The organism is Rhodococcus sp. C3V (genome assembly GCF_029269915.1).
Classification (GTDB): Bacteria; Actinomycetota; Actinomycetes; order Mycobacteriales; family Mycobacteriaceae; genus Rhodococcus_F; species Rhodococcus_F qingshengii.
The window spans coordinates 20,343-35,234 of the sequence record NZ_JARJBE010000020.1 but is presented as its reverse complement, the minus strand read 5'-3'; the positions used below and the strand labels follow the sequence as shown (position 1 = coordinate 35,234).

At 60.5% G+C, this 14,892-nt stretch carries 13 protein-coding genes; 9 read left to right on the top strand and 4 right to left on the bottom strand.

Annotated features, from left to right (window positions below; translation table 11 throughout):
- The first annotated feature begins 16 nt into the window (after positions 1–16).
- The 6 genes from P3G66_RS29750 to P3G66_RS29725 all read left to right on the top strand — a co-directional run bounded on the left by P3G66_RS29750 (position 17) and on the right by P3G66_RS29725 (position 11,175).
- A complete protein-coding gene (locus tag P3G66_RS29750) occupies positions 17–1,024 on the top strand; it encodes an ABC transporter substrate-binding protein (RefSeq protein ID WP_276117574.1) in 1,008 nt (335 codons plus the stop codon).
- A 61-nt stretch (positions 1,025–1,085) separates the two neighbouring features.
- Positions 1,086–2,276 carry an MFS transporter gene (locus P3G66_RS29745; protein ID WP_276117573.1) on the top strand — a complete coding sequence of 397 codons (1,191 nt, stop codon included), beginning with the start codon at positions 1,086–1,088 and terminating at the stop codon, positions 2,274–2,276.
- Entirely contained in the window at positions 2,269–4,047 is a 1,779-nt protein-coding gene (locus P3G66_RS29740) for an ABC transporter ATP-binding protein (protein ID WP_276117572.1), read from the top strand. The genes P3G66_RS29745 and P3G66_RS29740 overlap by 8 nt, the downstream gene beginning before the upstream one ends.
- Positions 4,044–5,795, top strand: coding sequence for an ABC transporter ATP-binding protein (locus P3G66_RS29735; RefSeq protein ID WP_276117571.1), 1,752 nt, complete (start codon positions 4,044–4,046; stop codon positions 5,793–5,795). Before P3G66_RS29740 ends, P3G66_RS29735 begins: the two co-directional genes overlap by 4 nt.
- Positions 5,792–10,378, top strand: a complete 4,587-nt coding sequence (locus tag P3G66_RS29730; protein ID WP_276117570.1) for a non-ribosomal peptide synthetase — start codon at positions 5,792–5,794, stop codon at positions 10,376–10,378. Before P3G66_RS29735 ends, P3G66_RS29730 begins: the two co-directional genes overlap by 4 nt.
- A complete protein-coding gene (locus P3G66_RS29725) occupies positions 10,366–11,175 on the top strand; it encodes an alpha/beta hydrolase (RefSeq protein ID WP_276117569.1) in 810 nt (269 codons plus the stop codon). Before P3G66_RS29730 ends, P3G66_RS29725 begins: the two co-directional genes overlap by 13 nt.
- On the opposite strand, the gene P3G66_RS29720 is transcribed toward P3G66_RS29725, so the two are convergent.
- Complete coding sequence (locus P3G66_RS29720; protein ID WP_276117568.1) at positions 11,176–11,805, bottom strand: GNAT family N-acetyltransferase; 630 nt, start codon at positions 11,803–11,805, stop codon at positions 11,176–11,178.
- A 254-nt stretch (positions 11,806–12,059) separates the two neighbouring features.
- Between P3G66_RS29720 and P3G66_RS29715 the strand changes: the two genes are divergently transcribed.
- Positions 12,060–12,362 carry a transposase gene (locus P3G66_RS29715; protein ID WP_276117567.1) on the top strand — a complete coding sequence of 101 codons (303 nt, stop codon included), beginning with the start codon at positions 12,060–12,062 and terminating at the stop codon, positions 12,360–12,362.
- Here P3G66_RS29715 and P3G66_RS29710 read toward each other — a convergent pair.
- Genes P3G66_RS29710 through P3G66_RS29700 form a run of 3 tightly spaced genes read right to left on the bottom strand, consistent with a single transcriptional unit; the run spans position 12,344 to position 13,769 of the window.
- Positions 12,344–12,655, bottom strand: a complete 312-nt coding sequence (locus P3G66_RS29710; protein ID WP_276117566.1) for a transposase — start codon at positions 12,653–12,655, stop codon at positions 12,344–12,346. The genes P3G66_RS29715 and P3G66_RS29710 overlap by 19 nt on opposite strands.
- The gene (locus P3G66_RS29705; protein ID WP_276117565.1) at positions 12,624–13,445 is read right to left on the bottom strand and encodes a transposase; all 822 of its coding nucleotides are present in this window, start codon (positions 13,443–13,445) and stop codon (positions 12,624–12,626) included. Before P3G66_RS29705 ends, P3G66_RS29710 begins: the two co-directional genes overlap by 32 nt.
- A gap of 36 nt (positions 13,446–13,481) precedes the next feature.
- Entirely contained in the window at positions 13,482–13,769 is a 288-nt protein-coding gene (locus P3G66_RS29700; RefSeq protein ID WP_276117564.1) for a hypothetical protein, read from the bottom strand.
- Between the two features lie 91 nt (positions 13,770–13,860).
- On the opposite strand from P3G66_RS29700, the gene P3G66_RS29695 reads away from it, so the two are divergent.
- Positions 13,861–14,436: a DUF1272 domain-containing protein gene (locus tag P3G66_RS29695; protein ID WP_346349172.1), complete on the top strand. Its 576-nt coding sequence runs from the start codon at positions 13,861–13,863 to the stop codon at positions 14,434–14,436.
- A 14-nt stretch (positions 14,437–14,450) separates the two neighbouring features.
- A complete protein-coding gene (locus P3G66_RS31990) occupies positions 14,451–14,864 on the top strand; it encodes a DUF1272 domain-containing protein (RefSeq protein WP_346349171.1) in 414 nt (137 codons plus the stop codon).
- Positions 14,865–14,892: the final 28 nt, after the last annotated feature.

The following is a 14,892-nucleotide window of genomic DNA, read 5'->3' as shown; positions in this document are numbered from 1 at the left end:
AAAGGAAAGCACGTACATGTATCGACGTTCACGCTATTTCGTGGCGCTTGTCGCAGCGGTCGCCCTGTGCGGCGCATGCTCGACGAGTCAAGAGAACTCCTCGACGGAACCAGCGAATTCCTCGACCGCGCAAGAGACACAATCCAGGGTGGTCACCCACGTATTGGGTGAGGTCAGGCTACCGACAGAGCCGCAGAACCTGATTGCGCTCGACGAGATCGCCGGCTTGACAGCACTGTCATTGGGGGTTACGCCCAAAGTGGTGTATGCATCCACCGGAGATGCTCCTGCACAGGCAATCTTGACGAAAGCCGGCTCAGCCGTTATCGACGTCGAAGTCGGAACACTGCCTCCGGTCGAAGAACTGGCGACCAAAGACCCCGATGTTCTGATCGGAACGGGAGCCCAGAGCGCGACGGGTATCTCATACGATCAACTCTCGAAGATCGCACCGACACTGGTCATCGATGTCGAGGGCACTTGGCGCGAGCACATCGAGTCCTCGGCCAAGTTCTTCGGCAAGGAGGAGATCGGCGCTCGGCAGATCAGCGCCATCTCCGCGGAACTCGCAGCGGCGAAGACCGCTCAGCCCGATCCCCAGGTGCTCTCGCTGCTAGGAAATTCGTTCTCCACGACCACATTTACGATGCCCCCGCACTTGCCGATTTCGAATCTGATCGCAGATGCAGGTTTCGTGCGGCCGGCGTTCCAGCAGCAGGAGGCTGAGGGATACTCTGTCGTACTCTCGCCGGAGCTTCTCGCCGAACAGAATGCGCCGCTCATCGCCATTCCCAACGGCAAATTTTACACCGCCGATGCTGTCCTGGCGCTGCCCACTGCGGGTTCGTTGACCGGAACGATCGTCAAGCCTGTTGGTGAACTGTGGTTCGGTACGTACGGATTCGCATACTTCGCCACCGCGTCTGATCTGCGCACTCTTGCAGGCGGGGGTACCGATGTCGCGACCACGGACGACGTTCAGGTGTTGTGGGATTCGTTCACGAAGCAGACCGTCAACGAATGACCGTGTCGAATCACAATATCTAACAGCATGATTCGACATAACTAGAAGGAAGCGACACCTGATGCCGATCTGGCTCATTGCACTGTTCTTGACTACTCTCGCGTTCTATACCGACGACTACGTGATCGCAGGAATTCTTCCTGAGCTGGCGGAGGGTTTGAACGTGTCGGAAGCCGCTGCAGGCCAATTGGTGACGGTGTTCTCCCTCACCATCGCCGTTGCGACTCCGACAGCAGCGGTGCTGCTGTCGGGAGCACCACGTAAGCGTCTGATTGTGAGCGCTCTGATGATGTTCTCTGCCGCGAATGTGGCAGCGATGTTCACCGATCACTTCGCGGTCATGGTCGTACTGCGCATCATTGCTGCGCTCTCGGCAGCGGTGGCCACACCGTCGATCTTCGTTGCCGCGGCGAGTTTGGCACCGCCGGAGAAGCGAGGACGCTATCTGGGCTTTCTCGCCATCGGGGTGACAGGGTCGATTGCATTCGGGGTCCCTCTCGGCGCGTGGATCGGAACGGTGTTCTCCTGGCACGCAACGTTTTTGTTTGTCGCCGGGCTCGGTGTGCTCGCTGCTGTGTGGGTGTCGGTATCCTTGCCCACCGTTGCAGCGCCACCGACGATCGCGGTGATCGAGCAGTTTCGTGTCTTGCGTTCGCGATCGATCTCGTTCGCGCTTGCGGGTACCGGTTTGGCGATCATGGGTTCGATGATGTTGCTGACGTATTTGGTGCCGTTCGTCAACGAGCTGATCGGGACCGAAACCAGTACGCGGACATTGTTGTTCTCCGTCACCGGAATAGCCGGTACGGTAGGGGTTTTCGCAGGTGGATATGCCACCGACAAACTTGGCCCCAACCGGACGATCGCCCTGGGAATGGGTGTCTTCGTCGTGGTGATGTGCGTGCTGTCGGCGATGTGGCCGTTTCGCCCTATCCCTCTGCTCATGTTCGTGCCCGTCGTCGCATTGTGGGGTGTGCTCGCATTCTGGAGCTCGCCAGCGATCCAGACGCGAATGTTCGAGGTGGCAGGTGATGTTGCCGCACAAGCGATGGCGATGAACACCAGTGTCAGCTACCTCGGCATCGCGGTCGGCGGGGCACTGGGAGGTCTCGTACTCGACAACGTCGGGCCTGGCGCGCTTCCGCTAGTCACCGCGGTGACCTCGATCGGAGCGTTGGCATTGTTGATGATTGCGTTCCGTTCGACGTCAGCGACTCCCGAACGCGAACCGGCGGGAGATCCTCGTGGCTGACGGTGATGTCCGGACACCCACTCTGTGGGGGTTACTGGCTCCGGTTCGCGGCAGCTTGTTTGCCAGCGCAATCGCGGCTGGCCTCTCCGCGGTGCTCGGACTCGTTCCATTGCTCTGTGTGATCGAACTCGCCGACATCCTCCTGGTAGACGCGCGTGAGGGTGGGGGGGAAGTCGACGGTGGTCGACTGTGGACAGTGGTGATCGTGGCTGCGGTCTCCGTCGTCGCTCGGTTGGCGCTCTTGCTGATCGCTTCGATGATCGCGCACCTCGCGGACGTCTCGCTTGCCGGCACGGTGCGCGGAAAGGTCGTCAAGCGTCTCGGTACGGTTCGTTTGGGTTGGTTCTCGGCACGAACCTCGGGGCTGGTCAAAAACGTGGTTCAAGACGACGTGGGATCTCTGCACCACCTCGTCGCGCATTCGATCATGGACGTAACTGCTGCGGTCGTCGTCCCCACCACGATCGTGATCTATCTGGCTTCGGATGATCCTTTGATGGCAGTGCTGACTTTGGTGCCGGTGATCGTTGCCGGGATCGGATTTCGTACTGCCTCGGCAGGAACCGACGACAAGCTGATTCCGTACGCGAGCTCGCTTGCAGCTCTAGGGTCGGCAACCGTCGAATCGGTCGACGGACTTGTCGAGGTGAAGTCTCATGGCAAAGATCGCTACCGGACCTACCGCGACGCTGTCGAGAACTTCGGCGGTCGACATGTCGGGTGGATGAGATCGAGTTCTCGCGGTGCGACGATTCTTGAGCTGGCGGTCTCACCGGTGACTGTCATCGCCTTCACCTCGATCGCGGGGGTGGCGCTGTTGCAGGCCGGATGGTTGCAGGACCCCGTCGACATACTTCCGTTTCTGTTGTTGGGCAGCGCACTTCCAGCTCCGGTCCTTGTGGTTGGATACGGGTATCACAGCCTGCTGGCCGCCCGTGCGGCCGCAGTTCGCGTCCAGAGCGTCCTCACCGAGCCACCATTGCTCATGCCTGAGATCTCGATCCGCCCTGACGACAGCACAGTGCGTTTCGAAGGTGTCGGGGTCGATTTCGGAGACATCGAGGCGTTGCGCGAGATCGATGTGACGCTACTGCCCGGAACGGTGACCGCGCTGGTCGGTCCGTCGGGAGCGGGGAAGTCGACATTGGCGGAATTGCTCGCACGCTTCGACGATCCCACCTCGGGAACGGTTTCGATCGGCGGTGTCGACCTCCGGGACCTGAGCGTCGACGATCTGTATCGACACGTTGCCTTTGTCTTCCAGGACACTTCGTTGCTGAACATGAGCATTCGAGACAACATCCGGCTCGCCCGGCCGGACGCGTCCGACGAGCTTGTGCGTGGCGCGGCCCGCGCCGCGAATATCGATACGGTCATCGAGGAACTGCCTGGAGGCTACGACGCGCCCGCGCAATCGGTCACATTGTCCGGTGGTGAGCGGCAAAGGATTTCCATCGCACGCGCAATGCTCGCCGACAGGCCGATTCTCGTACTCGACGAGGCGACATCGGCAATCGATCCGGACAACGAAACCGCCGTCCAGAAAGGGCTCAGTGCGCTTGCTGTCGGGCGCACAGTATTGGTGATCGCACACCGATTGCACACAATTCGCGGAGCCGATGCCATCGTCGTACTCGATCACGGCCACATCGTGGCGCGAGGTACTCATGACGAACTGCTTGCCGAAAAGGAACTCTATTTCCATATGTGGGAGGCAGATTCACGGGCCCAGGCCGCCGGACAGTCGACCGGAATGCAGGTGGCACGATGATCAGGCAACTCTTCACCGTACTCGACGAGGAGGGGCGTACAGAACTGCGGTGGCTACTCGTGCGGCTGACGCTCGGTGCAGTCTTGAACGCGGCATTGTGCTGCATGCTGGTACCGCTCTTGACAGCAGCATTCACGCGAGACTGGGACACCAGCTGGTTCTGGTTGGGCGCCATCGTGATTATCGCCGTTGCCCACCACCTGGTGGTGGTGACCAATCATAGGCGCTCCGGAGAGCTCGCTGCCCAGGTCCTGGCACAGCTCCACGGGAGAATCGGCTCCACAGTGGAATCGATGAGACTGGGCGCGGTCGAACCAGATTCGAGCGCGACCATCATGCGGTTGGTCACCAAGACCGCCCTCGACATCGCGAACGCACCGGCACATCTGTTGAGTCCGGTGATCAATGCGATCGTCGTGCCCGTCGTCGTGACGGTGTACATGCTGACTGTGTCGTGGCAAATGGGCATGGTTCTGGCCATCGGCGCCCCATTCGTGCTGCTTGGATACCGGGCGTACTTGCGCTCGATCGAAAAGTTCGAATCCCAATGGGATGAAGGCACACTCGTCTGTTCGACTGCGGTACTCGAATTCACCACACAGCAGCCGGTGATCCGCGCGTTCGGTGCGATCCCGTACCGACCCCTCACCGACGCACTCGACGAGCAGGATTCGCGTGCTCGACGATTGGTGCTCTCGTCCTATTCGGCAACGGTACCGCTCTACCTGGCGATCTCTGCTGTTCTGACCGGTGTTCTCGCTGTCGCCGCGCACTTGGCATCCCAGCGCGATATCAGCGTCGCGGTTCTCGTGGCCTTGACTGTGCTGGCGGTTCGCTTCATCGAACCGTTGACCGCGGTCGCGGACATCGCCGGGGGCATTCGCCTTGCCGCTGTCGGGTTCCGCCGCTGTCAGGATTTGTTCGCCATCGCGCGTGCTGTCGAACCCGCCGAGCCGGTGTACCCGAACACATACTCGATCGATGTGGACGATGTGCATTTCAGTTATCGTCCCGATGCACCTGTCATCGACGGCGTCTCGTTCCGGGCCGAAGAAGGCAGTCTGACGGCGATCGTCGGGCCATCAGGCTCGGGCAAGTCGACACTCCTGAAATTGATTGCGCGTTTCGACGATGTCGCGTCCGGACGTATCTCGATCGGTGGTGAAGACGTCCGCTGGATCGGGACCGCGGGGGTCCTGGACCGAGTCTCGATCGTGTTCCAGAACCCCTACCTGTTTTCTGGAACGATCGAAGAGAACATTCGATTGGCCAAACCCGATGCCACCGAGGCCGAGTTGGCAGCTGCCGCATCGCGCTCACGGGTGGACGAAATCGTCGACAGGCTGCCCGATGGGTGGCAAACGCTGGTGGGAGAGGGCGGAAGTCACCTCTCCGGAGGCGAGCGGCAGCGAGTGGCGATCGCGCGAGCATTGCTCAAAGACTCACCGATCGTTCTCCTCGACGAAGTTACCTCCTCGCTCGACTCTCAGAACGAACTTCATGTCCAGCAAGCGGTTTCGGAACTGTCGCGTAAGCGGACGGTCATCGTTGTCGCACACCGACTACAGACCGTACAAGCGGCCGACCGCATCGTAGTGCTCGACTCCGGTCGGGTCGTTGCACAAGGCACTCACACCGAACTCGTCCTCGAGGACGGCATCTATCGAACTTTCGTCGACTCACGTGCGCTCGCAGGCGAATGGACGCTGACCGAATCATCCGTTTCCCATACAGGAGTTATGCAGTGACCATCGAAATCGTCGACGTTCTGGCGCTCACGCCACTGCAGGAAGGGCTCTACGCCCTTGCTTCGCTTTCCGAGGGCAACGACATCTACACGATCGCAGTGCTCACCGACTTCCACGGTGACTTCGAGGGACACGAGGTCGCCGAGGCAATCGACACGGTACTGGCACGTCATCCGAACCTGGCCGTCTCCTTCGTCGCCGACGGACTTCCGCACCCCGTGCAGTTGGTCCCGGACAAAGCCAGTGTGCATTGGAGAGAAATCGAATGCACTGACGACGAACTCGACATGGTCGTGGTCACCGAGCAGCGAGCCGCATTCGATCTCGAGGACGGACCGCTCCTGCGTGCCGTCTGGGCGAAGACCGCGCCAGATCGTCACCGGCTGCTGCTGGTACTGCACCACTTGATCATCGACGGCTGGTCAGTGCCGCTACTGTGGAACGAGATCGCTGCTGCTTTGGGTTCCGATGCGGTCAAGGTCGTGACTGTGCCCGCGCTGTATCGGGACCACGTGGCCTGGCTGAACGAACGAGATCGGGACGAGTCGGTGGAATACTGGTCTCGCTATCTGCGTGGCCTGGACGGTCCGACCCGAGTGGGGACCGTGCCCGATCGAGACAGCCCCGCAGCCAAGCCTCAGATGACGATGCGGTTCATCGACGGGGAAGAACTCGACGACGTGCTGACCTGGGTACGGGCGAACAACTTGACCGTCAATACGATTGCGCAAGTCGCGTGGGCGATTCTTCTCAGCCGTCTCACCGGTAGAACTGATGTCACCTTCGGAGTGACAGTCTCCGGGCGGCCCGAGGAAGTACCCGGCATCGAGTCGATGATCGGGCTGTTCATCAACACTGTGCCGTGCCGGATCCAACTATCGGACAAAGAACGAACCGATCGGAACGTGCTGGACCTGTGTCGCCGAGTGCAAAGTGATTCGGCCAGCGGACGTGCGTACGGGTACCTCGGTCTGTCCGAGGTGCAACGCACGGTGGGTATCGGGGAGTTGTTCGACACCTTGATGATCTTTCACAACTCGCCGAAAGGTAGTGCACGGGCAACTATTTCCGTACCGAATGGTCGAGGGATCTCGCCTGTATCGATGGACAGCTTCACTCACTATCCACTTGTCGTGGTTCCGTTTCTTCTCGATGAACGACTCTATGTAAACATCGACTACGACGACAGCAGGTTGTCCGGCCTCGACGCCGGTGATCTCGCCGAACGATTCCTCCACGTGTTGCGCAGCATCACGCGCACCAGTGAAACGTCACCGCGCGCCATCGACATCCTGTTGCCGGGCGAAAGTGAGGCGTTGCTGCGCCAGGGTGCGGGCCCTCAATCTGCTCGCCGTAGCGTGGCGGCATCGCGATCCGAAGCATTCGACTACGGCGTACATCGCACGTTTGAGGCGGCAGTCGATGCCGATCCCGACCGCGTGGCGGTGGTATTCCGAGATACCGAGGTTACCTATCGAGTCCTCGACGCCTGGGCCAATTCGATCGCCGCCGACCTCGCCCACTGCGGCATCCACAGTGGCGATCGAGTGGGAATCGCGGTGACCCGTAGCCCCGCCTACTTTGCGGCCATGCTGGCCGTCCTCAAAACAGGGGCAGTGTGTGTCCCCTTCGACATCGCCGCGCCCGCGCGCCGAAACGCAACGATCGCAGACACAGCATCGCTAGCCCTCGTCGTAGGGGAGCAGGGATGTAGCCCGTGGTGGGGTGGGCACACGATCGTGATCGACTCCGCTCCGGTTCAGCTGTCGTCGATCCGTCCGAGCGTGGCGGTGTACCCCGATTCTGCGCAATACATCGTGTTCACGTCCGGATCGACTGGAGAACCGAAGGGCGTCACCGCCACTCACGGTGGGATTCTGGCGTTGCTCGCTGCACACCGAACGCTCGTCTACGACGTGGCAGCGGATGACGGGTGGGAACAGCTGCGTATCGGACATACTTGGTCATTCGCGTTCGATGCCAGTTGGCAGCCGCAGTTGGGACTGCTGGCCGGTCATACCATCGTCTTGTTCGACGAAGAGACACAGCGAGATCCAGCTCTGACACTCGATCGAATCCGGCGTGACCGCATCGACATGCTCGACACGACTCCGTCGATGTTCGCGCAGCTCGAAGCCGCCGGGCTGACCGAGGAAGGTCGCTGTGCTCTCAGAATTGTCGCACTCGGCGGTGAGGCGATCAGCGCCGCCACATGGGTCCGCCTGTCCGAATTCGACGGCAGCCGTGCCTACAACTTCTACGGACCTACCGAAATCACCGTCGAGGCTGTGGCGTCAGCCATCGAGCCAGGCACTTCACCTCAGATCGGACGGCCCACGGCGCATTCACACGTCCGGGTCCTCGGGCCTGATCTTCGACCGGTTCCTGTCGGGGTCGTGGGGGAGTTGTACATTTCAGGACCGCAGGTAGCGCGTGGCTACCATGATCGGTTCAGGCTGACCGCTGAACGTTTCGTCGCCGATATCGACGATGCGGGGCGGCGAATGTATCGCACCGGCGACCTCGTCCGGTGGACTCGGTCGGCTACGCTCGAATTCCTCGGCCGTGCCGATGATCAAGTCAAGATCCGCGGTTACCGGGTCGAGATCGCCGAGATCGTTTCGGCATTGGATGCGCATCCCGACACCGAGCAGAGTGCGGTGATCGTCGACCGGCATCGTCGTGGTGGAGCAGCCCTGATCGGCTACGTCGCAACCCGGCGTCACGAGGAACCGAGCCTCAGATCCGACCTGTTGCGGCACTTGGCGGTTCAGTTGCCCGGCTACATGATCCCCGCTCAGCTGCACACACTCGAGTCATTGCCGACGACCCTCAACGGAAAGCTCGACGTATCGAGTTTGCCTACCACAGAGGCAGTCTCGATCGGCGGGTCGGATGCCCCCGAATCCGAGGCGGAAAAGGCAGTAGCAGATGCGTTGGCGACCGTCCTCGGTTTCGACGCAATCGGGCTGGACACCGAGTATTTTGCCGCAGGAATGGACAGCATTGCAGCGATCTCCGTATCGGGGGAATTGCGGGCAGCAGGGTACGACTGCCGGCCCCGTGCGGTTCTTGAATCCTCGACCGCCCGCACCCTGGCATCGCTCGTCACCATTGGTCTCACACAGGATGAGTCCTTCACCGAGGGTGAAGAGGGCGATCGTCTCGTCGATACGCCGATCCTCGCGTGGATGGCAGGGCGCGCAGATATTCGACGGTTCTCCATGTCGCATCTCATCTCCTGTCCACCTCATGCTGCTCATGCAGACGTGACGGTGTGTCTGGACGCAGTCCTGCGCGCACATCCGCACCTGTCTGCATCCTTGGTCGTCGAAAATTGCCGTCCACGACTGATCGAGCATGCGGGACGGATCGCCGACGCGGCAGTCGTACTCCCGCAGTTGCAGGTAGATGTCCTCGACGCATCGGTGATCGCACAGATCGGGAAACGCGCCGTCGATCGACTCGATCCTGAAGCGGGGATGATGGTGGCGGGCACGTTCATCGTTCACGGATCCGAGCGACTGATGTTTCTCACCATCCATCATGCTGTGGCCGACATTGTCTCGTGGAACATCGTTCTCGGGGATCTCGCGCACGCATGGGAAGGACTCTCCGCCGGGGCTGAACCCGAGGTGCTCAGTGAGGTGACGTCCATCCATCAGTGGGCCAAGGCAGTGAACACTCGATTGGTGGTATCGGTGCCCGACCGCACTAGCCTAACCGGGGCCGATTTGACTGCCGATGCAGTGGTGAAGGACAGGTTGTTCACCAGTGCGAAAGTAGATGGCCTTGCCACCGAGCATGACTCGGCGCTCCGTGGCAGCCGGACCATCAGAAAGTCCGCGGATTCTCGAACGTCCGCCGCGCTGGTCGCGTCATCGATGTCGGTCGAAAAGGCCGTCTTGGCCGCACTGGCCTGGGCACGGTTCTCGCTACTGAGCAAACATGGCAGAGCGCCGTCCGCAGGACTGGTCGTAGACCGTGAAACCCACGGGCGAACTGACCACATCGACATCGACGGTCGACCCGCCGACCTCTCGCGCACCGTCGGATGGTTCAACGTGCTCGAGCAGGTCCGAATCGACGGGAACGAGAGCCCGCTCATCGGCATCGAGGATGCCGCCACCGCCGGTCTCGAATCGATGGCAAACGTCCACACCACGCATGGTAGTTCGGAGTACGCCCTCGATCAGTGGCTGTGGCGGATGAGGCCGGAACAGACAACGAGTGTCAGGCCGGAATTCTTGGTCAGCTACCTCGGCCGGATCGACCAACGCAAACCACGAGCGGGCCGTCCGTGGACATCAGTGACCGATCCAGCGATCGTTGGAGCGCTCTCCGAGAACAACAACCTCGCCATGTCGCCGGTACATGCCGTCGAACTGATCGCCGCCCTCCACGTCGGTGAGGACAGTTCGACGATCGAGACTTTGTGGCGATTCGACCCCTCGCGGGTTGACGAGGTTCTCGTCGAAGATCTTGCAACGCACTGGTGTGCTGCCATTCGAACGGCAGCTGCCGTCATCGGTGGCGCGTCGAACATCACACGGACAGAGGAAAAGCAATCATGCACACGATGAAGACGTCGAACGGCGACATCACCTATTACGTCCAAGGAGAAGGTGAAACGGTGGTGCTGGTGATGGGAGCTGGATCACCAGGACGCGTGTGGTGGCCCTACCAAGTCCCTGCACTCGTCGATCGCGGATACCGCGTCGTGACGATGGACAACCGCGGTGTCGGTGGAAGCGGTGGCGGTACCGCAGCTGCAACGATTTCAGGATTCGTCGACGATCTCGAATCGGTCCTCGCCGAGGTTGCCGACCGACCGGTTCACTTGATTGGTACATCGCTAGGCGCACGGATTTCGCTTGGCTTGACGCTCCGACGTCCGGACCTGGTGTCATCGTTGGTGCTGTTGGCGGCGCACGCACAACCTGATGTCGTCATCGAAACCTATTCGCAGGCGCAGGTCGAGCTGGCGAAGTCGGGGATCGAGCTTCCTTCGAACGTAAGGGCTGCATTCGGTGCGCTCGCGAATCTATCGCCCGCAACACTGAACAATCCGCTCGGTGCCGACGACTGGTTGGCCACATTTCAGATGGGCCCCGCGCAGCTCTCGGCGGGTGTGGCGTCACAGTTTGCTGCTGTCACGACCGAGTACCCAGCTGATCTGTCCGTGTACTCGGCCGTGACGGTGAGGACGATGGTGATTGCATTTGCCGATGATCGGATCACTCCACCCCGGATGGGTAAGGCCGTCGCCAAGGCAATCCACGGGTGCCGGTTCGTCATCGTCCCTGATGCTGGGCATGTGGGCTACCTCGAACAACCGACTGCGGTCAATGACCACCTCGTCGACTTTCTCGAGAAATGATCAGTAACCGCGTCGGGTTTCCGTAAGGGAAGTGCCAGGTCTGGGTGTCAGATACAAAGCAATTTCTCGATTTGGAATGGGAATCTCGCCGATGAAAGTCGAGCCGGTTTTGAGAACAGCTTTGCGGACCGCGATATTCGAAGCATCAGGTTCGAAAGCGACCGCCTTGCAATTAGGGTCGTAGGAAAAGAACTCGTCGACGACAACGCTCATTAATCTGCTTCCTCGACCTTTTGGTGAACTTTCAATATCGGCTATTGCAATATGTAGGCCCAAATCGTGTGGATCGCATTCATAAAATTCTCCGATAATGTCTTGCGATGGTCGGTAAAATTCCATGTATGCGACATCGGCGCCGTCGACCGTGACGATGATCGGTCGAGAATAGTTTGTATCCAGCTGTGCTGCAATATGATTAGACCACCTCTCGACCGGCCAGTCATACCCCCATGTCTCTGCGTTGTGTGGTCGGTTCATCCATTCGTGGACGGTTGCGATATCGTCGGAACCTGAAACCACACGAAAGGTGAATTCGTCGCGAACAAATTCTGTCGGCGGTGGAGATATATCGACAAGCGTGCCGTTTGGTCGGTAGCGGGGAATAAGTGTGTAAGGGGCAGCAGGGTTCATCATATTCCTTTGGGATGGGAAATTCGGGGGAGGATTGCAGAACTCAAAATACCACGAATCAAACGAAAATTTGTTTCCGAAAGTTGGGATGATAAAGGTTATCAGATCATTGTATCGGACTAGATGTTATGGGTATAGACGTTGCTGGCCCGGGACTGAGGTAGACGGGCTGGTCTGGTATGGCCCCCATCAAGTGAGCCGCAAGTTATGAGAATCCTTCCGCCCTGATCAAGGGGCATGAAAGGCTTCATCTCATGGCTGGACGCAAACGGCATACGCCCGAACAGGTCATCCGAAAGCTGCGCCAAGGTGACGAAGTTGTCGCCGCAGGCGCGACGTCGAGGAAATCGTCCGACAACTCGACGTCAATGCTGACGCTCTACAACTGGCGCAAGCAGTACGGCGGTACGAAAGCCGACGACGCTAAAGAGTTCAAGGAACTCAAGAATGAGAACGCCCTGCTCAAGAAGCTCCTCGCCGAAGTCGAACTCGAAAAGGCCGCGCTCAAGGAGACTGCTCGGGACGCTCCGTATAGACGTCAAGTGGTCAGCCCCTGATAATCCGCTCGTAGTGCGCTGAACACTTCCCGGGCAAGGTAGCGCTTCTGGCACCGGATGATCTCGGGCATCGATTTACCTTCTGACGTGCGACGGTTCGCATATTCGCGGGCGGTGTCGCGGTACCTGTGGCGAACGACGGCCGCGGTGTGCAGCGCCTGATTGGCGCGTCTGTCACCACCGCGATGAAGCCGATGCGGGTTCGTCTTCCCCGACCAGGCAGGTATCGGTGCCACCCCGCACAGGTGAGGGAACGAGGCTTCACTTCGGAGTCGCTCCGGATTGTCGCCCACAGTGATCAACAGGGCAGCCGCGGTGTCCGGTCCGAGCCCGAAGAGCCCGGCTGTGCGTGGTGCGGAATCGTTGATCAGTTGTGTCAGTGTCTTTTTTTAGATCACGTGCTTCCTTGCGGAGTTCGCCGACACGACGTGCCAGGGACCGTAATGCGCCCATCGTCGCCTCGGAGGGATCCGCAAGATCGCCGAGACTACGGGTGAGCGCCGCGCATGCGTCGAGCAGTTGTCCCTGCGAGTGCCCTAGCAGTTGGGTGCGAAGTTGTTCGGGTGCGGTAACGATCATCGACCGGAGGGCGTTGATCACGGCGGTAGCCGCTTTCACTGCACTGTTCCGTGCGATGCGCAGGGCTCGAATGGACTCGATCAGACCAGTGCAGTATTTGGGTTCGAAAACTTGGTGGCGGGCGAGGACGGTGCGGGCTGCAGCTTCGGCGTCGATGGGATCGCTTTTGCCGTGATCGCGCCGCAAGCGTCGGTTGGGGCGGGGAACCTCGACCACCGCGGTATCAATGTTGCGAAGGTGTCGGGTCAAGCCGGCGCCGTAGGAGCCGATGCCTTCGATTCCGACGGCGATGACGTGTCCGACGTTGTTCATCCACTCAGCAAATTCGTCGTATCCCGTTCGTGTTGTGGAGAATTGGCGTTCTTCGATGAAGACGCCGTGTTCTGTGCCGATTGCCGCGTGGTGGGTGTCGGCGTGGGTATCTACTCCGCAGTAAATGTTCGGGTTTGTCGGCGCTGCGTTCACGTGTGCTGCCTTCCACTCGAAGTCGCGATAGGTCTTCATGAACGAGTCCTTCCAGGCGGCGTGCTGGACGAGTGGTCAGGATTCCCGCATCGCCGCGCGGGCGGGCATCTGCTTCATCTGCGGCCAGCCGAGGGCGAGGTTCGATCCGTTCATCTGGACGGGTGTGTTCGGGTCCGGAGCGAAGGCATCGAACATGATCCGAGCAGCGGGAGCGAGTACGTCCGGCTCGACGGCGTCAACGGTGTCGGCATCCCAACGCAGCTCCCCGTCGACGGAATCAGGTTCACCGAATATCGACGTCAGACGCTCGGACACATAGCCCAGATCCGCTAGCTCCGGCGCAGTGTAAAAGTCTTTGCTCATTGCTTCCTCCGAATCACCGATCGATCGTGCACATCATCGTGCCGTAACACCGCGCCGGGCGGGCTTGACGGACGCGTGAAGTGGCAGGGAGATGGGTGTGTGTGACCGGTGTAGGTCGAATCCGGGCAGGTGTAGTTCTGTGACGTTGACAGATGCGCTGCGGCGGAAAGCGAGGCGGCTCCAGGAGCGGCGAATGTTGGCGATGAAAAGAATGTGCGAGAGATGCGGCACCTGCCTCGACAATGCCTCCGCCGCAACGATATGCAGCTACGAATGCACCTTCTGCGTCGACTGCTCAGTCGGGATGGACAACGAGTGCTCGAACTGTGGCGGCGAGTTGACCGCGCATCCTGCTCGCGTCGCGCACGCCCGACTGATTCGTCGGGGATGGGCAGGTCGAATCGGTAGCTATCTCGCCCAGCGCAAGCCTTCCGGCGTCCTTGAGCTCTCCGATGCCGAGCGGGATCTGATTTCGCATATCAAGGCCACCGACGGGGAAAGGTTGGCAGCGATCGAGGTGCGTCATCTCCCGTCCCGACTGCACACCGTGAGAAGCTCTCGTCACCGTTCTCACACTGCGTGGGGGGAAGACGTGTTCCGAACCCCTGCCGGCTACGTTCTCGACGAGAACGCAGCTCGCGCCGACGGGAAACCGCAGACGCTGTGACCGACGAGAACACGATGCCCGCACGCTCCAGATTTCGTGCAGCGGGGGACCGGGCAGCAGCGCGTCTGCGGAAACGAGCCGAGTGGGCTTTCACTGCGGCGCAGCGTCGAGCCGCCCATGACCTGGCTTACGAGCAGTGGGCCACCGGCGCGTTGGGCCCCGTACCGGATCACCCGCGCCCTCGACGCCGCCGAGCTGTACGGCCCCGACGTCGACGTTGCATGCGGGGCGCAGGAGCCGGCATGTGGCGATTGGGAGGCCGGCACCCGCTACCCCTCGTTCGATACGAATGCACCTTCTGCGTCGACTGTTCGGCGGCGATGGGCAACGAGTGCCCGAACTGTGGCGGCGAGTCGACCGCGCGTCCTGCTCGCGTCGCGCAAGCCCGAGTAATTCGTCTAGGGTGGTCAAGTCGGATCGGTAGGTAGCTACTTCACTCAGCGCAAGCCTTCCGGC